The organism is Limnohabitans sp., from assembly GCF_040401135.1.
In the GTDB taxonomy this organism is placed as follows: Bacteria; Pseudomonadota; Gammaproteobacteria; order Burkholderiales; family Burkholderiaceae_C; genus Limnohabitans.
Genome location: NZ_JBBAOV010000018.1, coordinates 7,714 through 31,755 on the forward strand (window position 1 = coordinate 7,714; position 24,042 = coordinate 31,755).

23 protein-coding genes are annotated in these 24,042 nt (G+C 57.0%); 12 read left to right on the forward strand and 11 right to left on the reverse strand.

The features are described 5' to 3' along the window. A partial coding sequence (locus ABWP81_RS06665; RefSeq protein WP_353140460.1) for a glycerate kinase type-2 family protein occupies positions 1 to 656 on the reverse strand: 656 nt, incomplete at its 3' end. A 255-nt stretch (positions 657 to 911) separates the two neighbouring features. Here ABWP81_RS06665 and ABWP81_RS06670 point away from each other — a divergent pair. Then, a complete protein-coding gene (locus ABWP81_RS06670) occupies positions 912 to 1,802 on the forward strand; it encodes an NAD(P)-dependent oxidoreductase (RefSeq protein WP_353140462.1) in 891 nt (296 codons plus the stop codon). A gap of 27 nt (positions 1,803 to 1,829) precedes the next feature. On the opposite strand, the gene ABWP81_RS06675 is transcribed toward ABWP81_RS06670, so the two are convergent. The 6 genes from ABWP81_RS06675 to ABWP81_RS06700 form a co-directional block, all read right to left on the reverse strand. After that, positions 1,830 to 2,825 carry a Bug family tripartite tricarboxylate transporter substrate binding protein gene (locus tag ABWP81_RS06675; protein WP_353140464.1) on the reverse strand — a complete coding sequence of 332 codons (996 nt, stop codon included), beginning with the start codon at positions 2,823 to 2,825 and terminating at the stop codon, positions 1,830 to 1,832. A gap of 118 nt (positions 2,826 to 2,943) precedes the next feature. After that, positions 2,944 to 4,044 (reverse strand): molybdenum ABC transporter ATP-binding protein, encoded by a 1,101-nt coding sequence (gene modC / locus ABWP81_RS06680; RefSeq protein ID WP_353140466.1) that lies wholly within the window; start codon positions 4,042 to 4,044, stop codon positions 2,944 to 2,946. Then, complete coding sequence (modB, locus tag ABWP81_RS06685) at positions 4,041 to 4,733, reverse strand: molybdate ABC transporter permease subunit (protein ID WP_353136369.1); 693 nt, start codon at positions 4,731 to 4,733, stop codon at positions 4,041 to 4,043. The genes modC and modB overlap by 4 nt, the downstream gene beginning before the upstream one ends. Positions 4,734 to 4,742: 9 nt before the next feature. Then, positions 4,743 to 5,504 carry a molybdate ABC transporter substrate-binding protein gene (gene modA / locus ABWP81_RS06690; protein WP_353140468.1) on the reverse strand — a complete coding sequence of 254 codons (762 nt, stop codon included), beginning with the start codon at positions 5,502 to 5,504 and terminating at the stop codon, positions 4,743 to 4,745. Between the two features lie 9 nt (positions 5,505 to 5,513). Then, positions 5,514 to 6,728, reverse strand: coding sequence for a urate hydroxylase PuuD (locus ABWP81_RS06695; RefSeq protein ID WP_353140470.1), 1,215 nt, complete (start codon positions 6,726 to 6,728; stop codon positions 5,514 to 5,516). 151 nt (positions 6,729 to 6,879) lie between these two features. Further along, positions 6,880 to 8,100, reverse strand: a complete 1,221-nt coding sequence (locus ABWP81_RS06700) for a D-amino acid dehydrogenase (protein ID WP_353140472.1) — start codon at positions 8,098 to 8,100, stop codon at positions 6,880 to 6,882. Between the two features lie 124 nt (positions 8,101 to 8,224). On the opposite strand from ABWP81_RS06700, the gene ABWP81_RS06705 reads away from it, so the two are divergent. Further along, on the forward strand, positions 8,225 to 8,689 hold the full coding sequence (locus ABWP81_RS06705) for a hypothetical protein (protein ID WP_353140474.1): 465 nt from the start codon (positions 8,225 to 8,227) through the stop codon (positions 8,687 to 8,689). A 54-nt stretch (positions 8,690 to 8,743) separates the two neighbouring features. Beyond that, on the forward strand, positions 8,744 to 9,562 hold the full coding sequence (locus tag ABWP81_RS06710) for a PPK2 family polyphosphate kinase (RefSeq protein ID WP_353140476.1): 819 nt from the start codon (positions 8,744 to 8,746) through the stop codon (positions 9,560 to 9,562). A 4-nt stretch (positions 9,563 to 9,566) separates the two neighbouring features. On the opposite strand, the gene xdhC is transcribed toward ABWP81_RS06710, so the two are convergent. The 4 genes from xdhC to uraH form a co-directional block, all read right to left on the reverse strand. Further along, entirely contained in the window at positions 9,567 to 10,412 is an 846-nt protein-coding gene (xdhC, locus tag ABWP81_RS06715; protein ID WP_353140478.1) for a xanthine dehydrogenase accessory protein XdhC, read from the reverse strand. Positions 10,413 to 10,419: 7 nt separating this feature from the next. After that, complete coding sequence (gene xdhB, locus ABWP81_RS06720) at positions 10,420 to 12,780, reverse strand: xanthine dehydrogenase molybdopterin binding subunit (protein ID WP_353140480.1); 2,361 nt, start codon at positions 12,778 to 12,780, stop codon at positions 10,420 to 10,422. Then, the gene (gene xdhA / locus ABWP81_RS06725; RefSeq protein WP_353140482.1) at positions 12,781 to 14,253 is read right to left on the reverse strand and encodes a xanthine dehydrogenase small subunit; all 1,473 of its coding nucleotides are present in this window, start codon (positions 14,251 to 14,253) and stop codon (positions 12,781 to 12,783) included. 92 nt (positions 14,254 to 14,345) lie between these two features. Next, complete coding sequence (gene uraH, locus ABWP81_RS06730) at positions 14,346 to 14,702, reverse strand: hydroxyisourate hydrolase (RefSeq protein WP_353140484.1); 357 nt, start codon at positions 14,700 to 14,702, stop codon at positions 14,346 to 14,348. A gap of 108 nt (positions 14,703 to 14,810) precedes the next feature. On the opposite strand from uraH, the gene ABWP81_RS06735 reads away from it, so the two are divergent. The 9 genes from ABWP81_RS06735 to ABWP81_RS06775 all read left to right on the forward strand — a co-directional run bounded on the left by ABWP81_RS06735 (position 14,811) and on the right by ABWP81_RS06775 (position 24,035). Continuing rightward, a complete protein-coding gene (locus tag ABWP81_RS06735; protein ID WP_353140486.1) occupies positions 14,811 to 15,479 on the forward strand; it encodes a GntR family transcriptional regulator in 669 nt (222 codons plus the stop codon). Between the two features lie 54 nt (positions 15,480 to 15,533). Further along, the gene (gene puuE / locus ABWP81_RS06740; RefSeq protein ID WP_353140488.1) at positions 15,534 to 16,511 is read left to right on the forward strand and encodes an allantoinase PuuE; all 978 of its coding nucleotides are present in this window, start codon (positions 15,534 to 15,536) and stop codon (positions 16,509 to 16,511) included. Positions 16,512 to 16,527: 16 nt separating this feature from the next. Beyond that, entirely contained in the window at positions 16,528 to 18,309 is a 1,782-nt protein-coding gene (gene uraD / locus ABWP81_RS06745) for a 2-oxo-4-hydroxy-4-carboxy-5-ureidoimidazoline decarboxylase (RefSeq protein WP_353140490.1), read from the forward strand. Further along, positions 18,306 to 19,562 carry a M20 family metallopeptidase gene (locus ABWP81_RS06750; RefSeq protein ID WP_353140492.1) on the forward strand — a complete coding sequence of 419 codons (1,257 nt, stop codon included), beginning with the start codon at positions 18,306 to 18,308 and terminating at the stop codon, positions 19,560 to 19,562. Before uraD ends, ABWP81_RS06750 begins: the two co-directional genes overlap by 4 nt. A 109-nt stretch (positions 19,563 to 19,671) precedes the next feature. Beyond that, on the forward strand, positions 19,672 to 20,361 hold the full coding sequence (locus ABWP81_RS06755) for a TerC family protein (RefSeq protein WP_353136037.1): 690 nt from the start codon (positions 19,672 to 19,674) through the stop codon (positions 20,359 to 20,361). Positions 20,362 to 20,608: 247 nt separating this feature from the next. Continuing rightward, a complete protein-coding gene (locus ABWP81_RS06760) occupies positions 20,609 to 21,643 on the forward strand; it encodes an ABC transporter substrate-binding protein (protein WP_353136034.1) in 1,035 nt (344 codons plus the stop codon). Positions 21,644 to 21,656: 13 nt separating this feature from the next. Continuing rightward, positions 21,657 to 22,481, forward strand: coding sequence for an ABC transporter ATP-binding protein (locus tag ABWP81_RS06765; RefSeq protein ID WP_353136031.1), 825 nt, complete (start codon positions 21,657 to 21,659; stop codon positions 22,479 to 22,481). A 15-nt stretch (positions 22,482 to 22,496) separates the two neighbouring features. Then, positions 22,497 to 23,264, forward strand: a complete 768-nt coding sequence (locus tag ABWP81_RS06770; RefSeq protein WP_353136028.1) for an ABC transporter permease — start codon at positions 22,497 to 22,499, stop codon at positions 23,262 to 23,264. Positions 23,265 to 23,459: 195 nt separating this feature from the next. Continuing rightward, entirely contained in the window at positions 23,460 to 24,035 is a 576-nt protein-coding gene (locus ABWP81_RS06775; protein WP_353136025.1) for a hypothetical protein, read from the forward strand. Positions 24,036 to 24,042 lie beyond the last annotated feature (7 nt).

The following is a 24,042-nucleotide window of genomic DNA, read 5'->3' on the forward strand; positions in this document are numbered from 1 at the left end:
TCTGGCACGGTGGGGCCACTGGCGATGACCGATGGATCGTCGCCCGGCACGTCACTGATGGTCAGCGTCACCACTTGCGCGGGCGCACACGCAGCAGCCAAGCGGCCACCTTTGATGCGTGAGAGGTGCTTGCGCACGCAGTTCATCTCGCCAATGCCTGCGCCGCTGTTGAGCAGATCGCGGTTGATGCGTTGCTTGTCTTCCAGCGTCAAACCATCGGCCGGCAGGGTGAGCAAAGCCGAGCCGCCGCCTGAGATGAGAAAGAGCACCAAGTCATCTTCGGTCAGGCCTTGGGTCAATTGCAAGATGCGCTCGGCAGCCGCGAGGCCCGCCGCATCGGGCACGGGGTGCGATGCCTCGACCACCTCAATGCGTTCGGGCACACCCGCTGGTCGTGGTGGCGTGTGGTGGTAACGCGTGACCACGAGCCCCGACAAGGGTTTGTCAACGGGCCACAACGCCTCGACCGCTTGGGCCATCGCACCGCCCGCTTTGCCTGCGCCCAACACCACGGTGCGACCCTTGGGTGGCGGCGGCAGATAGGCGGCAGTGTTGTGCAAGGGCAAAGCGCGGTTGACGGCCGCCTGGTACAGCGCGGCTAAAAATTCGTTTGGGTGGGTGGCGAAGTGCGGCGTGGTGGGGCTTGCTTTTTGCATCGGCAAATTGTGCCGTGCCCAACGCGGCTCAGCCCCTGTGGAAACCACTTGGGTGACAAAAAAGTCATGCCACCAGATAAGGGCGTAACAACAATTTAAAACAGATAACTCAGCGGCTTCAAAACCATGGTGTCAAAACGGCATTGCACTGGGTGGCAGTATTGGCAAGTGATCAAGCGAGGAATTTAGGTTACAGCAAAGTATCAAAAGTTCACTCAAAATCTGATGCATCTATTTTTATAACAGGAGACAGACATGCAGATTGGTATCGCAGGCATTGGCAAGATGGGCGCAGCTGTTGGCGCTCGACTGTTGTCGACGGGGCATTCCCTGACCGTGTGGAACCGCAGCGCACAGCGCGCACAACCCCTGCTGGATGCAGGCGCGACATGGGCGGATTCGCCCAAAGCGTTGGCCGAGTCGGTGGATGTGGTCATCACCTTGCTGACCAACGAGGCCGCGATTGATGAGGTGTATGGCGGTGATTCCGGCTTGCTGGCGGGTCATGTAGCAAACAAAATTTTCATCGACATGAGCACCGTTCGACCTGCCAAACCGCAAGAGTTGGCCCAGCGTGCCCAGGCGGTGAAGGCCACTTTTTTAGAGTGCCCCGTGGGCGGCAGTGTGGGCCCTGCCAAAGAAGGCAAGTTGCTGGGTTTTGTGGGCGGGGACGCGCAAGAATTGCTCAAGGTCAAAGCTTTGCTGGATGTGATTTGTCGGCGTGTGGAGCACGTGGGCCCGCACGGCGCAGGTGCCACCATGAAGCTGGCCATCAATTTGCCATTGATGGTGTATTGGCAAACCTTGGGCGAGGCTTTGTCTTTGGTCGAGCCACTGGGTCTAGACCCCAAGCGGGTGATTGATATTTTTGCGGACACCTCTGGCGGGCCCAATATGCTGAAGGTGCGCGGCGGCATGATTGCACAGACGCTGAGCCAACACAAAAGCGATCAGGTCACCGTCAATGTGTCGACGATGCGCAAAGACATGCAAGCCATGCTGGACCAAGGCCAAGCCACGCACAAGCAGTTGCCCTTGACCGCCTTGGCCTTGCAACAGTTTGAGTCAGCGGCGCACAGCGGACTGGACGACCGCGACTGCACGGAACTGCTGGTGTGGTGGTTATCGCAAGGCAGCCGCGCTTAGGACGCGACGGCCGCCCTAGACGCCTCGTTACTCAAGGCGCATTTCGCGAATGATGGCGCGAAATTGATCCATCTGCCGACGCAACATGGCATCTTGCTCGGCAGGGGTTGAGCCCACGCCTTCCGCGCCCAAGTCGTTCAAGCGTTTCACCACATCGGGGTGACGCACCGCAGCGATGACTTCTTTGTTCAAGCGGTCAATGATGTCCTTGGGGGTTTTGGCAGGGGCAAACACGCCGTTCCAGCCTTCGAGCTCCAAATTAGGAAAGCCCAATTCTTTGACCGTCGGAACATCAGGCAGACCAGGAATACGCTTAGAGGCGGTGGTGGCCAAGGCCTTCAATGTGCCTGCCCTGATTTCAGCCAAAGAGGACGACAACTGATCGCCGCCCACTTGCAGTCGACCCGCCAACAGCTCTTGCTTGAGCGGAGCCGCGCCCTTGAATGGAATGTGTGCAATGTCAACCTTGCCGTCTTTTTTGAACGCCTCACCCAGCACGTGCATGGTCGAGCCTGGGCCGGTGGAGCCGTAGTTGTATTGCAGCGCAGGGTTGGCACGCAACAGGGCGGCCAACTCTTTCAAGTCTTTGGCGGGCACGCTAGGGTTGGCGGTCCACACAAAAGGCACATACACCGCAATGGAGACACCCGCAAAGTCGGTGTCCACATTAAAGGGCGAACGGTTGGCCAGAGTTTGCGCCACTGAAGCGAGTGGGAACGACAGGTTGTGCATCATGATGGTGTAGCCATCAGGGGCGGCTTTGGCCATCATGTCCGCACCAATCGCGCCGCCAGCGCCACCGCGGTTGTCCACTGTGACGGGTTGTCCCATGGACTCGCTCATGCGCTGGGCAACCATTCGGGCGACGATGTCGGTGGTGCCCCCTGCAGGGAAGGGCACGATCATTTTGATGGGTTTGTTGGGATAGGCCTGCGCCATGGCGGCCGGATGAAGCGCTAGGGACAGCAGCCCCAGCAGACCGGCGGCGCATATCTTTCGCCATTGTTGAGGAAGTGAACGCATGATGTCTCCTTGTGTTGTCGCCCTCTGAATTTGGGAACAGGGCAAAAAGACTATCGCACAAGGCCCACGTTCACGCGCATCACCAAAGTGACAAGCCGTTGACTGTCAATTCATGGGTTTACTTAACCAGCGCCACCGACTTCACCTGCGCCCACGCGGACATGCCCACTTGCAGCCCCAGAGCATGCACGCCCCGCGCGGTCACGCGCGCCAGCAACACGGTGTCGCCACAGCGCAAGCGCAGCAGGATTTGTGAGGGGTGGGCCTCGGGGGTCATGGCATCCACCACGCAGGGCACGTGGTTTTGAATGCTGGTCTGTGTGGCTTCACCCAGCGTCACGCTCACGTCACGAGCCAACACACGCAGGCGCACGGTTTGGCCCACCGCCAAGCCGCTGTCGCGCACCCAGAGCGCACCACCGGCAAAGCCCACTTGGGCTAAGTGCCATTGGGTGTCGATGTTCAGCACCATGCCCGTGAGCAACGCACCTGCGTCTTCGCCCAACACCACGGGCAGGTTGGCTTGGGTCAGCACTTCGGTCACAGGGCCGTTGGCTTGCACACGGCCCTGGTTCATCACCACCAGCGTGTCGGCCAAGCGCGCCACTTCGTCTACCGCGTGGGTCACGTAGAGCATGGGAATGTTCAAGTCGTCACGCAGTTTTTCTAACCACGGCAGCACTTCTTGTCGACGTGCGTGGTCGAGCGAGGCTAAGGGTTCGTCAAGCAACAACAAGCGCGGTTGTGTGACCAAGGCGCGGGCAATGGCCACGCGTTGACGCTCGCCACCCGATAGCTCGTGGCTGCGACGCTTAAGCAAGTGGCCAATGCCCAGCAGCTCGATGGCTTGCTGCTGCACGGCTCGGCTCATCGCGTTGGCGCTGCCTTTTTCGGCGCGTTGGTGGCCATAGGCCAAATTGCCCGCCACATCCAGATGGTCAAACAACGATGCCTCTTGAAACACATAACCCAAGGCGCGTTGGTGCGTGGGCAGGCGCACTCGTCTGCCGCCATTTGTTGCGTCGTCTTGCCACACCTCGTGGCCCAGTTGCACCAGTCCACGCGCTGATGGTTCTAGCCCCGCCACGCAGCGCAGCAAGGTGGTTTTACCGCAGCCCGAGGGACCGAAAACAACGGTAATGCCACGCGCAGGCAACTGCACATCGACCGACACATCAAAGTCGGCACGCGCAATGTCTAGCTGCAAATGGATGTTCATGCGCCCGCCTTTTTACGTTGATCAGAGCGACGGTTAAACCACGACAGCCCCAACAACACCACAAACGAAAACACCAACATCACACCCGCCAAGCCGTGGGCTTGTGAATATTCCATCGCCTCCACATGGCCGTAAATTTGGGTCGACACCACGCGCGTTTTGTCGGGGATGTTGCCGCCAATCATCAGCACCACGCCAAACTCACCCACCGTGTGCGCAAAGCTCAACATGGCGGCCATCACAAAGCCGGGCTTGGCCAGGGGCACGGCCACGGTAAAAAACGCATCCCACTTACTAGCCCGCAAAGTGGCGGCTACTTCCATCGGGCGAGGGCCCATGGCTTCAAACGCGTTGACCAGTGGTTGCACTGCAAACGGCAGCGAATACAAGATGGAGCCCAGCACCAATCCCCAAAAGCTAAACGCCAACAAGCCCCACCCCGCCCACTGCGTGAACTGACCAATCGGACCATTGGGGCCCAAGGCAATCAACAAATAAAAACCCAGCACTGTCGGCGGCAACACCAAAGGCAGCGCGACAAGCGATGCCACAGGCGCACGCCAGGCCGAACGCGTGTGCGCCAGCCACCAAGCCACAGGCGTGGCCAGCAACAGCAACAGCACGGTGGTGACGCTGGCAAGTTGCAAGGTCAGCGCGATGGCTTGGAAATCTTCGGCGCTTAAATTCATACCCACACTTTACAAGGCGTAACCGTACTGGCGAATGATGGTTTTGGCTTTATCACCTTGCAAATACTTCAGCAGCGCAAGTGCCGCTGCGTTGTCTTTGCCAACGTTGAGCAATACGGCGTCTTGCTTGAGCGGCGTGTGCATGCTTTGGGGCACAACCCAAGCAGAGCCTTGGGTGATGCGCCCGCTGAGCGAGATTTGCGACAAGGCCACAAAGCCCAGTTGCGCGTTTTCGGTGCTGACGAATTGGTAGGTTTGGCCGATGCTTTCGCCTTGCACCAGCTTCGGTACAACGTTGGCTTGCACCCCCATTTTGTGGATCACCTCCATCGCCGCTGCGCCGTAGGGAGCAATCTTGGGGTCGGCCATGGCAATTTTTTGAATACCCAGTTTGTCCAAATTGGGGCTACGCAACACCTCGCCTTTGTCATCCACCAAATTGGAGCTTTTGCTCCACAACGCCAAGCGGCCCGTGGCATAGGTAAAACGAGTGCCAATAACAGCCAAGCCTTCTTTTTCTAAACGCTCTGGGGTTTTGTCATCCGCAGCCAACAGCGCAGCAAATGGCGCACCGTTTTTGATTTGCGCATAAAACTTGCCTGTTGAGCCAAAGGCCAAGTGCGCTTTGTGTCCCGTGTCTTGCTCAAACGCTTGGGCGATTTTTTGCATGGGGGCGGTGAAGTTGGCGGCGACGGCCACCGTCACTTCGCCCGCATAAGCAACAACAAAAAAATGAGCGCTGGCGAGCGCCAGCATCAAACGCAATTTCATAGGCGCTGATTATCTCAGCGCAGCTCCGGCTTCATACCAACGCTTGATGGTTGCACGCTCTGCCTCGGTAATACCCGTTGCATTATTCATGGGCATTTGTCGGGTCACCACCGCTTGTTGGTAGATGCCCAAGGTATGTTGCTTGATGCCTTCAGAGGTGTCCATCCGCACGTTTTTCATTTGCACTTGTTCACCGTGGCAGCTGATGCAGCGCTGCTCAAAGATGACATTGACCTCGGCAAAAGTGACCGGCGCATTGCTAAGAGCCGCAGGTGCAGCAGATGGCGCAGGTCGCATCCACACAATCACGCCGAGCAAAATTACCACGCCTGCAATGGCAAACGGCAGTGGATTTTTGGCGCGGCCCAAGTGGTAGCCGTGGCGTTGAACGAAGAATTGGCGAATCAAGGCGCCCGCCAACATCATCATCACCAAGATGACCCAGTTGTGTTCGGAGGTGTACAAGAAGCTGTAGTGGTTGCTGAGCATCGCAAAGAGCACAGGCAGCGTGAAGTACGTGTTGTGCACGCTGCGCTGCTTGCCACGCTTGCCGTGTGTGGCCAGTTCCTTGGGGTCCATGGCCACGCCGGAGGTCATGGCAGCCACCACTTTGCGCTGACCTGGGATGATCCAAAAGAACACATTGGCGCTCATGGCCGTGGCGATCATCGCCCCCACCAGAAGGAAGGCCGCACGGCCCGCAAACAACTGGCACGACAACCAAGCTGCAAATGCGACCACCACAATCATGGTCAGCGCCACCCAGCGCTCTGCATTTTCACGAAAACCAAACACGCGACACACCGCGTCGTAGATCAACCAAAACGCAACCAAGAAGCTCAGCGCTGCGGTGATGGCCGCAGCAGGCGACCAGTCCATGAGCGACTTGTCGATCAAGAACGTGCCCGCGTTCCAAAGGTACAACACGGTGAACAAAGCAAAGCCGCTGAGCCAAGCAGAGTAGGCTTCCCAATAAAACCAGTGCAGCTTGGTATGAATCTTTTTGGGGGCCACCATGTACTTTTGCGGGTTATAAAAACCGCCGCCGTGCACCGCCCACATCGCGCCGTCCACACCTTTTTCTAGCAGATCGGGTGAGTTGGGTTTGATCAGGTTATTGTCTAAGAAGACGAAGTAAAAGGAAGAACCAATCCACGCAATGGCGGTGATGACGTGCACCCAACGCAGCAGCAGGTTGGCCCAGTCTAAAAAATAGCTATCCATGTCGAAGCCTCAGTCTTTTCAGTCAAAGTTGCCATTCACCACTGCGGGCGCTCTGAATGGCATGAGGGTCGCGAACAAGGGCTACATGTGCCCTGCTCCGCTGCGACAGGTGAAGCTGAGTGTAATGTTTCTAGGCAAACCCCAGCGTCGCTTAGGGCATGGCCCCCGCCACCACCCCCGCCACCATGTCTGCGGTGATGGCCGACAAGGTCCAGCCCAAGTGGCCATGGCCTGTGTTGTAAAACACGTTGGGCGCAATGCCCTTGCCCACGCGCGGCATCATGTTGGGCATCATGGGGCGCAGCCCCGCCCAGGGAACGACCGAACGCGTGTTGATGTTGGGGAAGCATTGCGCGACCCACTTGATCAGCGGTTGAATGCGGTCGTCACGAATGTCACGGTCAATGCCGTTGAACTCGGCCGTGCCCGCCACCCGGAAACGGTCCACACCTAAGCGACTGGTCACCAGTTTGGTTTCGTCGTCAAGCAAGCTCACATTCGGCGCGCCGGATTGGCTCGCCTCGTCCAACAAGTTCACGGTGATCGAATAGCCTTTGACGGGGTAAATGTTCACGCGGTCACCCAACTGAGCAGCAAAGTTGCGGCTGGCCACACCGGCGCACACCACCAGGCCGTCAAAGGTGTGCAAGGTTTGCGCAGCGCCCTCACCCACGGTAACCACGGCTTGATGGCCATTGCTGCTGAGCTGCGTCACATCTTGATCGTACAAAGTGTGCACGCCCAAGCGCGCGGCGGCCAATGACAAACCATGGGTGAACTTGTGAATATCGCCCGTGGAGTCGCTCTCAGTAAAGTACCCACCAAAGTAGCTACCTGCCAAAGTGGGCTCAATGGCTTTCATCTCAGCAGGCGTCACAGCGCGTCGTGGCAGGCCGCCTTTGGCCAGCATGACCGACACCTTGCCAGCGTGGTCAAACCCTTTTTTATCGCGGTAGATGTGCAGAATGCCTTCGCGCTTGTGGTCAAAGTCAATGCCCTCCTCTGCAGCCCATGCAAACAAATGCTCACGGGCGGCCACCGCCAAACGCGCGGTCTCGATCGTGTTGCGTTCGTAATGGGGTATGGCGGCGATGAACTCGGCAAACCAAGACAATTTGTGCCAAGTCGGTGCGGGGTTAACCAACAACGGCGCGTCGTTTTTAAGCATCCACTTGAGGCCCTTAAGGATGGTGCCCCCGTTGTTCCACACCTCGGCGTTGGACGCTGAAAGCTGTCCCCCGTTGGCAAACGAGGTTTCCATGGCGGCGTAGCGGTGGCGCTCAAACAAAGTCACGGCAAAGCCGCGTTTGGCCAAGGCGTATGCGGTGGTTACGCCCGTAATGCCGCCGCCGATGATCGCAATTTTTTTCATGTCTTGATTCTAGAAATTCCCAAAGTCAACCTGCATACAGTTGTTGTCCGCAGCAATTGGACAAGAATAATAGACAAGCCCACAACAATGAGTTTTAAAATATTCATATATTACGAAGCAGCCAATGAAAAACAATTCATTCTTACTCATCTCGGTTTTGGCTATTGCGAACTGCTGGGCTGATCCTGTGTGGCATTGCTCTCGCCATGCTAGGGCAACAAAGGTTGAGGTGCTATCCCAAGCAGACCAATTCTCCATGGCATCCATGGGCAATTCAGACGAGGTAATTGGTGTCTCTATTCTGGACTTGATGGACGTGTACTCAGGAACCCCTGTCAAAGTTGGTGGTCAAGCACTTTCCGCATGTTTTATTTCAGGAAACGACGCGATCACAGCCCCTGCAATGAAATCCCTTGGACTTCAAGCCTCGGCCGCACAAGCTTTGGCAAGAAAAAGCACGATTGTGCAAAGCCATTTGTATAGGGTGACTGATGAAATAGGTATGCAAAACTGCATTGGTAAACACTTTCCAGCGGTCGGCTATTTGTCAGAGCCCACTGAAACAGCGCACCTGATGCCTTGCTTTTAAGTTGGTCTTTCACACACCAGCAGCAGCGGGCTTTCATGTGCATACACTCAAGCCATGGAACTCAATGACTTTTCACCATGGCGTATCAAACCCAAGGACGATTTCAAGCTCAATAACATCGACACTTTGCCAAAATCCAAAGATTTACCCACTGAAGAAGAGTGGAAAGACAATCTCAAAAAACTAGGCGACAAACTTAATAAGCAACAAAGCACTTTGCATGCGAGCAAGCAAAAAGGTTTGTTGGTGGTATTTCAAGGCATGGACACCGCAGGCAAAGACGGCGTGATTCGCAGTGTGTTTACCCACATCAGCCCCTTGGGCGTGCGTGCTGAAGCCTTTGGCGCACCCAGCGAATTAGAAAAAAACCACGACTTCTTGTGGCGCGTTCACCAAAAAACACCAGCGCGGGGTGAGATGGTAATTTTTAACCGCAGCCACTACGAAGACGTGCTTGTCACACGAGTCCGCGGTTGGGTAAAAAAAGACACCTGTGAAGCACGCTACGAGCACATCAAAAACTTTGAGTCCATGCTTCATGACGAAGGCATCAGCATGGTTAAATGCTATCTGCATATTTCCAAAGCTGAGCAAAAAAAACGCCTGCAATCTCGCCTAGATGACCCACTTAAACACTGGAAGCTGCAACCCTCAGACTTCGAAGACCGCCAGTTGTGGCCCAAGTTTGCCGAGGCCTACGAAGATGCGCTGTCGGCCACCAGCACCAAGAATGCGCCTTGGTATGTGGTACCCGCAGACTCCAAGCCTTACCGCGATTTGTTTGTGGCGAGCTTGTTGGTACAGACCTTGGAAAACATGAAACTTGAAATGCCCAAGCCTTTGTTTGACCTCTCGCAAGCCAAACTGGATTGAGCTTTCAAGTCGGCAACTGGAACTGCAACAGCTGCGCCGCCACCGACACCGCAATCACTTCGGGCTCTTTGCCCGTGATGCCACTCACACCTATGGGACAAGTGATAAACGCAAGCTCTTCGGCGGTAAAGCCTTTGGCCTCGAGGCGGTGTTGAAACGTGGCCCACTTGGTTTTGCTGCCAATGAGCCCGACAAACTTCAAATCGCCATGTAGGCGTTGACGTTTCAAACAAGCCGCCACCACGTCTAAATCTTCGGCATGGCTAAAGCTCATGATGAGCACGCTTACACCGCTGGGTAAATCGGCCACGGCTGCATGCACTGGGTCAGAGTGTTCGCACACCACGTTGGGGGGCAGTTGCGTTGGAAAGATTTCGTCTCGGCTATCAACCCACTGCACGTTGTAGGGCAAAGTGCTAAGCACGTTCACCAAGGCACGGCCCACGTGGCCGCCGCCAAAGAGTGCAACAGGTTGGCCGTTAGCCAAGAGTCGTTGTTTGAGTGCCGTTGCGTCGGCAGCGCTGATGCGCTCGAACTTCAAATGCACCACACCACCGCAGCATTGGCCCAAGGCGGGGCCTAGGGCATAGCGGGTTGTGAGTGCGTTGTCTTCGTGGGTCGCTGAGCTTGCGGAATTTTCAGAAACGGGACGCGCCATAAAAGCACGCGCTTCTGTGATCGCCTGAAACTCCAAATGCCCACCGCCAATGGTGTTGACCAAAGTCTGCGGAAACACCGCCATCCAAGCGCCCACCTCGCGTGGGCCCGAGCCCTGCACGCTGTCGACCGACACCAACACGCCGTCGGCATGTTGGAGTTGGATCAGCAGCTCAGCGGTGTGGCGTGGCACGTAGGGCTTAAGCCGCGGCCTTGGCCTTGACGGCTTCACACGCCATCAAGATGCGCTCAGGCGTAGCCGGTGCGTCCAGGTGCACCACGGCTTGGTGGTTGGCGCTGGCCGCCACCGCATCGCGCAAGGCGAAGAAGGCCGACAAGCCCAGCATCAACGGCGGTTCGCCTGTGGCCTTGCTGTTGAAAGGTGTTGGCTTCAGGTTGGCGTTGTCAAACAGCGTGACCTTGAAGTGCTCTGGAATGTCTCCCGCTACCGGAATTTTGTAGGTGCTGGGGCCGTGCGTGAGCAGCTTGCCCTTCTTGTCCCAAATGCACTCTTCCATGGTGAGCCAGCCCATGCCTTGCACATAAGCGCCTTCGATCTGGCCTTTGTCCAATGCGGGGTTGATGCTGCGGCCCACGTCGTGCACGATGTCCACTGCTTTGAGCCACCACTCGCCCGTGCGGGTGTCGATTTCCACTTCGCTCACGGCAGCGCCGTAGCAGTAGTAATAGAAAGCACGGCCATTTAGGGTGGCGAAGTCGTATTTAATTTCGGGCGTCATGTAAAAGCCCGTGACCGACAAGCCCACACGGTCCATATACGCTTGCTTGGTCACGTCGGCCCACTTCACAGCTTTACCGCCGCCGTGCAGTTCGTTGTTGGCAAACGTCACATCGCTTTCAGCGCAACCCAACATGCGAGCCGCCACTGGCTTTAAGCGTTCGCGCATTTGTGCGGTGGCGTTCATGATGGCCGCGCCGTTGATATCGGCACCGCTGGACGCCGAAGTGGCCGAAGCATTGGGCACTTTTTGCGAATCGGTGGCGGTGATGCGCACATGGTCCACGCTGATGCCCAAGCCATCGGCACACACCTGCGCCATCTTGGTGTTCAGGCCTTGGCCCATTTCGGTGCCGCCGTGGTTGCAGCTCACCGAGCCGTCCATATAAATCACCAGCAACGCGCCGCCTTGGTTCAGGTGGGTGGCGGTAAAGCTGATGCCGAACTTTAGTGGCACCAGCGCCAAGCCGCGCTTACGGGTTTTGCTCTTGGCGTTGAAGGCTTGCACCTGGGCACGGCGCTCGGTGTATTTCGATTCCTGCTCCACTTGGTCGATCACCTTGTCACCCACCCAGTCTTCGATGAGCTGGTTGTATTGGGTGGTCATGGTGTCGGGCGTGCCGCTGATGGCGGGGTCTTTGTAGAGGTTGAGCTTGCGCACTTCCAAGGGGTCTTTGCCCAAGGTCATCGCAATTTCGTCCATCACCGTCTCAATGCCAAACATGCCCTGCGGGCCACCGAAACCACGGAAAGCGGTAGCACTTTGCGTGTTGGTCTTGCAGCGGTGGCTCACGAGCTTGAGTGTGGGCAAGTGATAGGTGTTGTCGATGTGCAAACAGGCGCGGTCGTTCACAGGGCCTGAATAGTCGGTGCTGTAGCCACAGCGCGACATGAGCGTGATGTCCGCGCCCAGCACGCGGCCGTTGTCGTCAAAGCCCACTTCGTAGTCGATGCGGAAATCGTGGCGCTTGCCAGTGATGGTCATGTCGTCGTCGCGGTTCACGCGCAGCTTGACGGGCTTTTGCAGTTTGAACGCGGCCAGCGCAGCGCTTTGGCTAAAGATGCTGGCGTTGCCTTCTTTGCCACCAAAGCCGCCCCCCATGCGGCGGCAAATTACCTCTACATCGTTGGTGTGCAGGTTCAGGGCGTGCGCGGCTTCGCGCTGGTTGCCGTCGGGGTGTTGGGTCGACACGTACAGCGTGAGCTGACCATCTTCTTTGGGCACGGCGTAAGTGATCTGGCCTTCCAGGTAAAACTGCTCTTGCTGGCCGGTGCGGGTAGAGCCCTTGATTTTGTGAGGCGCGTTGGCGATTGCCCCCGCCGCGTCGCCACGGGTGATGCCCTTGGGCGGCATGATGAAGCTGCCCGCTGCCATCGCCTCTTCCACCGTCAAGATGGGTGGGAGTTCTTTCACCAACACCTTGGCTTTGTGAGCGGCTTCGCGGGCATACAGCATGTCGCGCGCCACGACCACGGCCACGGCCTGGCCGATGAACTCCACCTTACCAGCGGCGAGGAAAGGGTCGTCATGGATGATGGGGCCACAGTTGTTTTCGCCGGGAATGTCTTTGGCGGTGTAGACCGCCACCACGCCGTGCTCACGCAGGATGGCTTCGCGGTCAATGCCGTCGCCGATCAATTCACCATGCGCCACAGGCGACAAGATGAGCGCGGCATACAAGGTGCCTGCGTGCTCAGGGATGTCGTCAATGTAGGTGGCCGAGCCGGTGACGTGCAGGTGCGCGGACTCGTGCACCAGCTCTTTGCCCTGCTGAACGCCTGACTCAGGCAACAGGTTTTTGAGTGCGGTAGGAGCGTTCATTCAAGCCACCTCTTTCTGTTCTTCGATGAATTCAAGGGCCAGGTTGCGGGCGACCAAAGCGCGGTAAGCCCATGTGGCACGCAAGCCGTCGCGAGCGGTGAAGCTGGCGGTGATCGCGGCGTCCAGATCGGCCGCTTTCACATCAGCGGGCAACTTGCCCTCGAGCACAGCCTCGAGCTTGGGGGCACGGCAGGGCGAAGGCGCCAAGCCGTTGTAGGCCAGCTTCACGCCAGACAACTTACCGTCTTTCAGCGTGTAGCTGATGGCTGCGCAGGTGGCCGAAATGTCTTGCTCGAACCGCTTGCTCACTTTGTGGGCGCGGAACACTTGGCCGGTCACGGGCTTGGGCAGCTCGACCGCTTCGATGAACTCACCAGGCTCTAAAACGTTTTTCTTCATGCCGGTGTAAAAGTTTTCTAGCAACACCTTGCGCGTCTTCTCGCCGCGGCGCAACACGAGGTTGGCACCCAGCGCCAGCAAGCAAGGCATGGTGTCGCCAATCGGCGAGCCGTTGGCGATGTTGCCTGCCAAGGTTGCAGTGGAGCGGATGGGCGGCGAGCCAAAGCGCCGCAGCACCTCAGTGAAGTCGGGGTAGGCCTGGGCCACCAAAGCCTCGACTTGCGTCAGCGACACGGCAGCGCCGATGCGCCAGACCTTGTCGGTATCGGCCACTTGACGCAGCTCGGCCACGTTGCCCAAATACATGATGTGGTCGGGGCGGCTGAACTGTTTGTTCACCTGCAAACCGATTTCGGTGCTGCCCGCAAGCAGCGTGGTGCTTGGGTGCTTGACCAAATAATCGGCCACTTCAGCCAAGGTGGCGGGCGACACAAACTCGTTGCCTTTTTTGGTACGCACCACGGGCTGCACGATGATGTCGCCTTCTAAGCTCATGGTGGGCACGCTGGCACGCTTGATTTCTTTGAGCAGCGGCAGGTCGGCGCTGTCGTCCACCTTTAAAGCTGCTTTTTTCTCGCAGGCCTTGGCCGCGGCGTCAATGATGGGCGCGTAACCCGTGCAACGGCACAAATTGCCGCTCAGGGCGTCGGTGATTTCCTGGCGCACAGGCGAGGTGTTGGTTTGCACCAAGTTGACCAAGCTCATCACGATGCCAGGGGTACAAAAGCCACACTGTGAGCCGTGGCACTTGACCATCTCGTCTTGCACGGGGTGCAAAGTACCGTCGGCTTTTTTCAGGCTTTCCACCGTCTTGATGGACTTACCGTCCAACGAAGGCAGCAACTGGATGCACGAATTGGTGGCCACATAGTCCACGCCCGTGCCAGCCGCGTTGAGCTCACCCACCATCACCACGCAGGCGCCACAGTCGCCTTCGGCGCAACCTTCTTTGGTGCCCGTGCGGTGCAACTGCTCGCGCAAGTAATCAAGAACGGTGGTGGTGCGACGTGCGCCCTCGGCTTCAACGATCTGGCCGTCAAGCACAAAGCGCACGGTGTTGGTGACTTGGGTCATGGTGTGGGGTTTGTAAATCTGAAGTAAGAACCAGATTTTAATGACTTGCACCCCAAATCTGCAGCGGGTATGCCGCTTGGTATACAAAAAAATTAAGACCCTCGATAAGTCGAGTAACTCCAAGGACTGACCAACAGCGGAACGTGATAGTGCTGATCAGTGTGCGCCACGCCAAAGTCCAAGCTGACGTGGTTTAGAAAATTGGGCTCAGGCAATTCAACCTTCTTCGAGGCAAAGTAGCCCTTCACGTCAAACACCAAGCGGTAGGTGCCGCGTTGAAGGCTGTCGTTGTCGTACAGCGGGCCGTCGGGGTTGCGGCCATCGTGGTTCAGGGTGAACGACTTGACCAAGGTGGCTTTTCCGTCCTCGGTGGTGGTGAACAGCGACACTTGCATGCCGGCTGCGGGGCCGCCGTGCATGGTGTCTAAAACGTGTGTGCTCAATCCCATGGTGTGCTCCGAAAATTGGTTAGCGACTGATCTGGTCGACAGAAAGTGTATACAATTTTTGCGTTTGGGTCTATCATGCGGCTCAAGTGAATTTGCCGGAGACCCCAAATGGACAGCTCAACAGCCACCCGCAGCATTGTGGACGCCCTCACCAAAGCCATTGTGGAGCACCGCCTGCACCCCGGCACCAAACTGGCCGAGCAAAAACTGGCCGACCACTTTGGTGTGTCGCGCACGCTGATTCGTCAAGCGCTGTTCCAACTCGTGCAAAAGCGCCTCATCCGCATGGAGCCGGCACGCGGCGCGTTTGTGGCCACCCCCTCCTCGGACGAGGCTCGTCAAGTGTTTGCCGTGCGCCGCATGGTTGAAGTGGAGATGACGCGCAGCTTTGTGCGCCACGTCACACCCGCGCAAATCAAAGCCCTCAAAGACCACGTGGCGGAAGAAAAAGCCGCCGTCAGCCGCGGCGATGTGGCGGGCCGCACTGACTTGCTGGGCGACTTCCATGTGCGCATGGCCGAGCTAATGGGTAACGAAGTGCTGGCCCAAATATTGGGGGAATTGATTTCGCGCTGCGCCCTCATCACCCTGATGTACCAAAGCACCAATGCCGCTGAACACTCAGCCGAAGAGCACGCCGAAATTTTGAAAGCTATCGCAGCCAAAGACGAAGACTTGGCCGTCAAACTGATGGACGAGCATTTGCGCAACGTGGAAGAAGGCCTGGCCCTCGACCGCAAAGTGCCCAGCAACGACATTGCCATGGCATTGGCCTAAACGCTTGCGCTTATGAACTAAACGCTTGCGCTTTTTCAACGAGGAGCACACCCCATGTCCAACGCCACCTACGACAGCACCGCCGCTTACCCCCGCGACTTGGTGGGCTACGGTCGCCATGCGCCCCACGCGCAATGGCCCAACCAAGCCCGCATTGCGGTGCAGTTTGTGCTGAACTACGAAGAAGGCGGCGAGAACGCCACCTTGCATGGCGACGCAGGTAGTGAGATGTTCTTGAGCGAGATGTTTAACCCGCCCAGCTTTCCCGACCGACACCTGAGCATGGAAGGCATTTACGAATACGGCTCACGCGTGGGCGTGTGGCGCATCTTGCGAGAGTTTGAAAAACGCGGCCTACCCCTCACCGTGTTTGGCGTGAGCATGGCGCTGGAGCGTCACCCCGAACTCACCACCGCGTTTGTGGAACTGGGCCACGAAATTGCCTGCCATGGCTACCGCTGGCTCAACTACCAAACGATGGATGAAGCCACCGAACGTGCGCACATGAACACGGGCATCGACATCCTCGAACGCCTGACCCACACCACCCACGGCAACAGCATCCACGGCGCGGGCTGGTACACCGGCCGCGACAGCCCCAACACCCGCCGCTTGGTGGCCGACCACGGCGGCTTTGAGTACGACAGCGATTACTACGGCGAAGACCTGCCCTTTTGGATGAAGGTCAAAAAATCTGATGGCGAAGTGGTGCCGCAGCTCGTGGTGCCCTACACGCTCGACTGCAACGACATGCGGTTTTGCCTGCCCCAGGGATTCAGCCAAGCCGACGATTTTTTTATCTATCTGCGTGACAGCTTTGACGCGCTGTATGCCGAGGGCGACCCCGACGGCGCTAACGCGCCCAAGATGATGAGCATTGGCATGCACTGCCGCTTGCTGGGCAAGCCCGGCCGTATCGTGGCGCTACAAAAGTTTTTGGACCACATCGCCCAACACGACCGGGTGTGGGTGGCCCGCCGCATTGACATTGCACGCCACTGGAAGCAAGTCCATCCCTACAGCGGCAGCTGAACAACAGGACACCCTCATGAGCACACCGCACATCACACTGAACCAAATCAACACCCTGCCCCATGCGCAGGCTGTGGCCTTGCTCACTGGCTTGTACGAGCACTCCGATTGGATTGCAGCGCAAGCCTTGGACGAGCGTCCATTCGCCTCAGCCGCCGCGTTAAAACACGCCATGGTGAAAGTGCTTCACGATGCTGGCCGTGAGCCACAGCTCGCTTTGGTGCGAGCCCACCCCGAGTTGGCTGGCAAGGCGATGGTGAGCAAAAGCCTCACCGCAGAATCAGCCCATGAGCAAGCCAAAGCGGGCCTGACCCACTGCAGCGCGCAAGAGTTTGCACACATCCAGCAGCTCAACGCCAGCTACAACGCCAAGTTTGGTTTCCCCTTCATCTTGGCGGTGCGCGGACCACGGGGCACGGGCTTAAGCAAGCAGCAAATTATTCAAACCTTTGAGCGCCGCCTGCACAACCACCCCGACTACGAACTGGCCGAATGTCTGCGCAACGTCCACCGCATCGTAGAAATTCGTTTGAACGACAAGCTGGGCTACCAGCCCGAGCTGGGGCATGAGGTGTGGGACTGGCAAGAATGGCTCGCCCAATTCAGCGATGCACCCGACGCACTCACCGTCACCTACCTGACCGATGCGCACATCCAATGTGCTCGCACGATTGAGATGGGCATGAAAGCCTGTGGCTTTGATGACGTGCGCATTGACGCTGTGGGCAACGTGGTGGGCATTTACAAAGCGGCCCCCACTCACGGTGGATTGCAAGCTAAAACTTTAATGACAGGCTCGCACTACGACACCGTGCGCAACGGCGGCAAGTACGACGGCCGCCTAGGCATCTTTGTGCCCATGGCCTGCGTGCGTGAACTGGTCCGCAAGGGCCAACGCCTGCCCTTCAACCTAGAAGTGGTCGCCTTTGCCGAAGAAGAAGGACAACGCTACAAAGCCACCTTCTTGGGCTCTGGTGCTTTGGTAGGGGACTTCAAAAACGAGTGGCTAGAACAAAAAGATGCCGCCGGTGTGACCATGCGCCAAGCCATGAAACATGCGGGTTTGAAGATGGAAGACATCCCCAAACTCACCCGCAACGCCGCAGAATATTTAGGCTTTGTGGAAGTGCACGTTGAACAAGGCCCCGTGCTCAACGAGCTAGACATTCCCTTAGGCGTGGTGACCTCTATCAACGGCAGTGTGCGCTTTGTGGGCGAAATCATCGGCATGGCCAGCCATGCCGGCACCACCCCCATGAATCGCCGCCGCGATGCCGCCACCGCCGTAGCCGAGCTGGCTTTGTTTGTAGAAAAACGTGCCGCTCAAATACCTAATTTGGTTGGCACTGTTGGCCAACTTTTCGTGCCCAACGGCTCCATCAACGTGGTGCCCGGCCGCTGTCAATTTAGCCTCGACCTGCGCGCCACCACCAACGCGCTGCGTGACAGCCTGATGCAAGACGTGCTGGCAGAGCTCAAAGCCATTTGCGAACGCCGTGGCTTGCACTACACCCTAGAAGAAACCATGCGCGCCAGCGCCGCACCCAGCAACGCCAAGCTGCAAGACTTGTGGCAACAAGCCGTGCAAAGCTTGGGCGTGCCTGTGTTCCACCTACCCAGCGGCGCAGGCCACGACGCGATGAAGCTGCACGAAGTCATGCCCCAAGCCATGCTGTTTGTACGCGGCCAAAACGCAGGCATCAGCCACAACCCCCTTGAGAGCACCACCAGCGACGACATGCAACTGGCCATCGACGCCTTCATGCACTTGCTGCACAACACATCCCAAAAGCCATGAACCACACGACCCAATACGCCCAACTCGACGCATGGATTGACGCGCACTTTGACGAGCAAGTGAAGTTCTTGCAAGCCTTGGTGCAAGTGCCCACCGACACCCCGCCCGGCAACAACGCCCCCCACGCCGAGCGCACCACTGAGCTGCTGCACGCCTTTGGCTACGAAGCCGAGAAACACGCCGTGCCCAGCGATGAGGTGAAAGCCTATGGCTTGGAAAGCATCACCAACCTCATCGTGCGCCGCAAGTTTGGCGAGGGTGGCAAAACCATTGCGCTCAATGCCCACGGCGATGTAGTGCCTCCTGGCGACGGCTGGGCACACCAACCCTACGGCGGCGAGATTGAAAACGGCGCGATGTTCGGCCGCGCCACAGCAGTGAGCAAAAGCGACTTCTCCACCTTTACCTTTGCCACGCGTGCGCTTGAATCATTGGGGTTGAAGTTGAAGGGCGGCGTCGAACTGCACTTTACGTACGACGAAGAATTTGGCGGCGAAAAAGGCCCAGGCTGGTTGCTGTCGCACGGTCTGACTAAACCCGACTTAATGATCGCCGCAGGCTTTAGCTACCAAGTAGTCACCGCCCACAACGGCTGCTTGCAAATGGAAGTCACCGTGCAAGGCGAAATGGCTCACGCGGCCATTCCCGACAGCGGCACCGATGCACTGCAAGGTGCGGTCCACATCTTGAACGCACTGCACGCACTCAACGCCGATTACATGCACATCACCTCCAAGGTCGAAGGCATCACGCATCCGTACTTGAACGTGGGCCTGATCAGCGGCGGCACCAACACCAACGTGGTGCCAGGCAAGATTGTGTTCAAACTCGACCGCCGCATGATTCCCGAAGAGAACCCTGTCGAGGTGGAAGCAGCCATTCGCAACACCATCCAAGTTGCAGCAGCCAGCTTTAACCCACCGCGTGGCGGCAAGCAGCTGAAGGTCGACATCAAACGCCTCTTGCTGGCCCACGCCATGGTGCCGCTGGCGGGCAATAAGCCCTTGGTGGATGCCCTCCAAAAACACGGCAAACACTTGTTTGGCGAACCCATTCCTGCAGTAGGCACACCGCTCTACACCGATGTGCGTTTGTACGTGGCGCAAGGCATTCCGGGCGTCATCTATGGCGCAGGGCCACGCACCGTGCGAGAGAGTCACGCCAAGCGCAATGATGAACGCGTGATGCTGGAAGATGTGCGGCGAGCGACCAAGGTGGTGGCGCGCACGCTGCTAGATTTGTTGATTTCATAAGCAGTATTACGAACAAGCCCAAACATACCGCCCGTTACACTGACCCAGCAAAAAACGGCCCTGTTACTGACAGAGCGCCGAAAAACTACCTTTTGTCTGGAGCAACATAATGGAATTACTACAAAGCACCGACTTCTGGCTAGGACTGTTGCTGATCATTTGGATCAACATCATCTTGTCTGGAGATAACGCGGTTGTGATCGCTTTGGCAGCACGCAGCTTGCCACCTGAACAACAAAAAAAGGCCATCTTATTTGGCTCTGGCGCGGCCGTGGTGTTGCGCATCGGCTTGACCGTGGTGGCCGCCATGTTGATGAATTTGGAATACTTGCAAATTGTGGGTGGCCTGTTGCTTTTGTGGATTGGCTCTCAACTCTTAGCCGGTGAAAACGAAGACGAAGGTGAAGGTGGCGAGCAAAGCAGCTTGTTTTCAGCCATTCGCACCATCTTGATCGCCGATTTGGTGATGAGCCTGGACAACGTCATTGCCGTGGCCGCCGCCGCCAAAGGCGACCAGGTGCTGCTCATCATCGGTTTGGCCATCAGCATTCCCATGGTGATTTTCGGCAGCACCTTGATGATCAAACTCATGGAGCGCTTCCCCATCATCATCACCTTGGGTGCAGCTTTGATTGGCTGGGTGGGTGGTGAGACGGTGGCCAGCGATGCGGTGTTGCGCGATTTCAGCGCCGCCAACTCTTGGTTCCACCTCACCGCAGCGGCCTGCGGCGCTGTGTTGGTGTTTGCTTGGGGCAAATTAAATCAATTGCGCAAACCCAAGAAAGTAGCTGCCGAGTAGGCACGCCAGCGTTTATCCCGCCAAAAGCCAGCCAGCGTGCTGGCTTTTTTCATGGGGCACAACTCGCCCCAACCACGGCGCACCACAGTGGTGCAAAACGCCGCATTGGTGCAAACCCTTTTTGTATACAAACCAAAATCGCGCACAATTTGGCGTCAGCATCCCGCAAACAGGCGTCTAAAAGTAGGCACCAATATTGCAAGCTTGTATACAACACCATTTTCAATTTTGATTTTCAGAGGCTCACATGATCAAACGCACTTTCATCAAAACCACCCTCGGCTTGGCATTGGCTGCTAGTTTTGCAGGCGCTTCGGCCCAAACCACGCCTTTGAAATTTCAACTCGACTGGCGCTTTGAAGGCCCATCGGCGTTCTTCTTGGTGCCTGTAGCCAAAGGCTATTTCAAAGACGCCAAGCTCGACGTAACCGTCGACGCGGGCAACGGCTCAGGCGGCGCGGTTAACCGTGTGGCCTCTGGCGCTTATGACATTGGCTTTGCTGACTTGGCCGCCCTGATGGAATTCCACGCCAACAACCCAGACGCACCTACCAAGCCAGTGGCCGTGATGATGGTCTACAACAACACGCCAGCGTCTGTGATGGCTCTCAAAAAATCGGGCATCAAAACCCCAGCTGACTTGGCTGGCAAAAAGTTGGGCGCACCCGTGTTTGATGCAGGCCGTCGTGCCTTTCCCATCTTCTCTCAAGAAAACAGCGTGGGCGCTGTGAACTGGGTGTCGATGGACCCTCCTTTGCGCGAAACCATGTTGGTACGCGGCGATGTGGACGCCATCACCGGCTTCACCTTTACATCCTTGCTCAACATCGAAGCGCGTGGCGTGAAAGCTGAAGACGTGGTGGTGATGGAGTACCCCAGCTATGGCGTGAAGCTGTATGGCAACGCCATCATTGCCTCACCCAAGCTGATCAAAGAAAACCCAGCCGCACTCAAAGCTTTCTTGGCTGCTTTTGCCAAAGGTGCGAAAGAAGTGATCGCTGACCCCGCCAAAGCCATTGAAGCAGTCAAGGCGCGCGACGGCATTATCAACAGCGAACTCGAAACACGCCGCCTGAAGCTGGCCATCGACACCGTCATCAACAGCGCAGATGCACGCGCTGAAGGTTTTGGCCAAGTCAAAGCGCCACGTTTGTCTTTGATGGCCTCTCAAGTGTCAGACGCTTTCAACACCAAAACACGTGTGAAGGCTGACGACATTTGGAACGGTTCTTTCCTGCCAACAGCCAAAGAACTTGACGTGTTGCCAAAAGGTAAGAAGTAAATAGGCCTTCTAGATGACTGCTTCTACTGAACACTTCGTCGATTTTCAAAACGTCTGGCTTGCTTACAACGACGAGCTGTTAGCTGAAAACCACTTTGCAGTGGAAGACATCAATCTGCAGGTCAAACAAGGCGAGTTCATTGCCATTGTGGGCCCTTCGGGTTGTGGCAAATCTACCTTCATGAAGCTCACCACAGGTTTGAAAAAACCTAGCCGTGGCACTATTTATGTAGATGGCCAGCCCGTTAACGGCCCGCTCAAGATCAGCGGCATGGCGTTTCAATCGCCCTCGCTGCTGCCTTGGCGCACCACGCTGGACAACGTGTTGCTTCCCTTGGAAATCGTGGAGCCTTACCGCTCCAACTTCAAAGCCCAAAAAGCTGAGTACGAAAACCGAGCCATCCAGCTGCTACAAACCGTGGGTTTGGGCGGCTACGAGCGCAAGTTTCCGTGGGAGCTGTCGGGCGGCATGCAACAACGCGCCAGCATTTGCCGCGCGTTAATTCATGAACCCAAAATGCTGTTGCTGGACGAGCCGTTTGGCGCACTCGACGCCTTCACCCGCGAAGAGCTGTGGTGCATCTTGCGCGACCTGCATGCCATGCAAAAGTTCAACGTCATCTTGGTCACCCACGATTTGCGCGAATCCGTTTTCTTGGCCGACAAGGTTTATGTGATGAGCAAGAGCCCTGGCCGCTTTGTGGTGCAGCGCGACATCGATCTGCCCCGCCCACGTGATTTGGAAGTGACCTACACCCCCGAGTTCACCAACATCGTCCACGAGTTGCGCGGCCACATCGGCGCCATGCGCAAAACCGGCGCAGTCATTCAGCAATAACGCAAACCCAAGACCATGAAACAAAAACATCTCGAAACTTGGGCGCCTTGGGGCTTGCTCGTGGGCACTTTGCTCCTGTGGCAAGCCGCGTGTTCGCTGTTCAACGTTTCTGAATTTATCTTCCCCTCGCCGCTGCGCATTTGGGAACAAATGGTGGAATACCGCGACGTCATTGCGGGCCACGCCTGGCGTACCTATTGGGTGACCATGGTTGGTTTTGGCATTGCCATCGTGGTGGGCGTTCTGTTGGGCTTTGTCATTGGCAGCTCGCCCTTGGCCTACTCAGCCGTGTACCCGCTCATGACGGGCTTCAACGCCTTACCCAAAGCGGCGTTTGTGCCTATCCTGGTGGTGTGGTTTGGCATCGGCGTGGGCCCAGCCATCCTGACCGCGTTCTTGATCAGCTTCTTCCCCATCATGGTCAACATTGCCACGGGCTTGGCCACACTCGAGCCTGAACTGGAAGACGTGCTGCGCGTCTTGGGCGCTAAGCGTTGGGACGTGTTGGTCAAAGTGGGCTTGCCCCGTTCGATGCCTTACTTTTATGGCTCGCTCAAAGTGGCCATCACCTTGGCCTTTGTGGGCACGACGGTGTCTGAGATGACGGCTGCCAACGAAGGCATTGGCTACTTGCTTATTTCAGCGGGCTCGGCCATGCAAATGGGCTTGGCGTTTGCTGGCTTAGTGGTGGTGGGGGCCATGGCCATGATCATGTATGAGTTGTTCAGCATGATTGAAAAACACACCACGGGGTGGGCACACCGAGGCTCGCAAAACCACTGAATATCGACCCATAAAAAAGCCGCTTTTATAGCGGCTTTTTACTGCTTTAAGATTCATTAAAAACAGCAACTTCGTCAAATTTCTAGTATTAAATCGATAAATTCAAACAATTTACGAATATCATCACATTCACTTTCTGCCGGCGCAATATCCCTACGTTGCAGTCGGATTTCTATTACTTGAATGGCGAAGCCCATGGCCTCTAAAACTGAACACACCCCTGATCACTCAGACCTTGGAATGACCGGCGGAGACAAGCTTTTCATCGTATTCATAGTTTTGATCATCGCTGCCGTCACATGGCTGGGCGTTGTCAACTACAAAGAAGCGCTCAAAGTCGAGACCGCCAAAAGCAATGGCGAAGCTTGGGTGGCATGGATGACCGAAGCCGGCACCACGCGCTTTGAAGCCGACACCAAACATGCAGCCTGCAAAGGTGGCGTCAAGCCCGCAGCCGATGCCAAGGCCGACACCCCTGGAACTTGGGGCGCTTGCTTGGCACACATCGTGGCCAACACCGAGATCAAAGACCAAGTCAATTCGTTTTTCAACAAGCCTCCCCACTTTGTGGCGGCCTGCGACCCCAAAGACCGCACCTTGATGGGCGCCATTTTGTTGGAAGACCTAATGCCCACGCCCCCAGGCTCAGCCACCCCCTTCGTCGCGTCACAACTGTTGGAAACCGACAGCATTGACTACAAGATGCAACTGCGCCTTTCTGTGTGTGACAAAGGTGGCTACGCCATCAAAGTTGCTGAGTTTGAATTCTGAGGTCTGA

Bases quoted from the DNA above. Each gene is read 5' to 3' on its own strand.
- ABWP81_RS06670 (WP_353140462.1), top strand. From the start codon at position 912: ATGCAGATTGGTATCGCAGGCATTGGCAAGATGGGCGCAGCTGTTGGC.
- ABWP81_RS06675 (WP_353140464.1), bottom strand. From the start codon at position 2,825: ATGCGTTCACTTCCTCAACAATGGCGAAAGATATGCGCCGCCGGTCTG.
- modC (WP_353140466.1), bottom strand. From the start codon at position 4,044: ATGAACATCCATTTGCAGCTAGACATTGCGCGTGCCGACTTTGATGTG.
- modB (WP_353136369.1), bottom strand. From the start codon at position 4,733: ATGAATTTAAGCGCCGAAGATTTCCAAGCCATCGCGCTGACCTTGCAA.
- modA (WP_353140468.1), bottom strand. From the start codon at position 5,504: ATGAAATTGCGTTTGATGCTGGCGCTCGCCAGCGCTCATTTTTTTGTT.
- ABWP81_RS06695 (WP_353140470.1), bottom strand. From the start codon at position 6,728: ATGGATAGCTATTTTTTAGACTGGGCCAACCTGCTGCTGCGTTGGGTG.
- ABWP81_RS06700 (WP_353140472.1), bottom strand. From the start codon at position 8,100: ATGAAAAAAATTGCGATCATCGGCGGCGGCATTACGGGCGTAACCACC.
- ABWP81_RS06705 (WP_353140474.1), top strand. From the start codon at position 8,225: ATGAAAAACAATTCATTCTTACTCATCTCGGTTTTGGCTATTGCGAAC.
- ABWP81_RS06710 (WP_353140476.1), top strand. From the start codon at position 8,744: ATGGAACTCAATGACTTTTCACCATGGCGTATCAAACCCAAGGACGAT.
- xdhB (WP_353140480.1), bottom strand. From the start codon at position 12,780: ATGAACGCTCCTACCGCACTCAAAAACCTGTTGCCTGAGTCAGGCGTT.
- xdhA (WP_353140482.1), bottom strand. From the start codon at position 14,253: ATGACCCAAGTCACCAACACCGTGCGCTTTGTGCTTGACGGCCAGATC.
- uraH (WP_353140484.1), bottom strand. From the start codon at position 14,702: ATGGGATTGAGCACACACGTTTTAGACACCATGCACGGCGGCCCCGCA.
- ABWP81_RS06735 (WP_353140486.1), top strand. From the start codon at position 14,811: ATGGACAGCTCAACAGCCACCCGCAGCATTGTGGACGCCCTCACCAAA.
- puuE (WP_353140488.1), top strand. From the start codon at position 15,534: ATGTCCAACGCCACCTACGACAGCACCGCCGCTTACCCCCGCGACTTG.
- uraD (WP_353140490.1), top strand. From the start codon at position 16,528: ATGAGCACACCGCACATCACACTGAACCAAATCAACACCCTGCCCCAT.
- ABWP81_RS06750 (WP_353140492.1), top strand. From the start codon at position 18,306: ATGAACCACACGACCCAATACGCCCAACTCGACGCATGGATTGACGCG.
- ABWP81_RS06755 (WP_353136037.1), top strand. From the start codon at position 19,672: ATGGAATTACTACAAAGCACCGACTTCTGGCTAGGACTGTTGCTGATC.
- ABWP81_RS06760 (WP_353136034.1), top strand. From the start codon at position 20,609: ATGATCAAACGCACTTTCATCAAAACCACCCTCGGCTTGGCATTGGCT.
- ABWP81_RS06765 (WP_353136031.1), top strand. From the start codon at position 21,657: ATGACTGCTTCTACTGAACACTTCGTCGATTTTCAAAACGTCTGGCTT.
- ABWP81_RS06770 (WP_353136028.1), top strand. From the start codon at position 22,497: ATGAAACAAAAACATCTCGAAACTTGGGCGCCTTGGGGCTTGCTCGTG.
- ABWP81_RS06775 (WP_353136025.1), top strand. From the start codon at position 23,460: ATGGCCTCTAAAACTGAACACACCCCTGATCACTCAGACCTTGGAATG.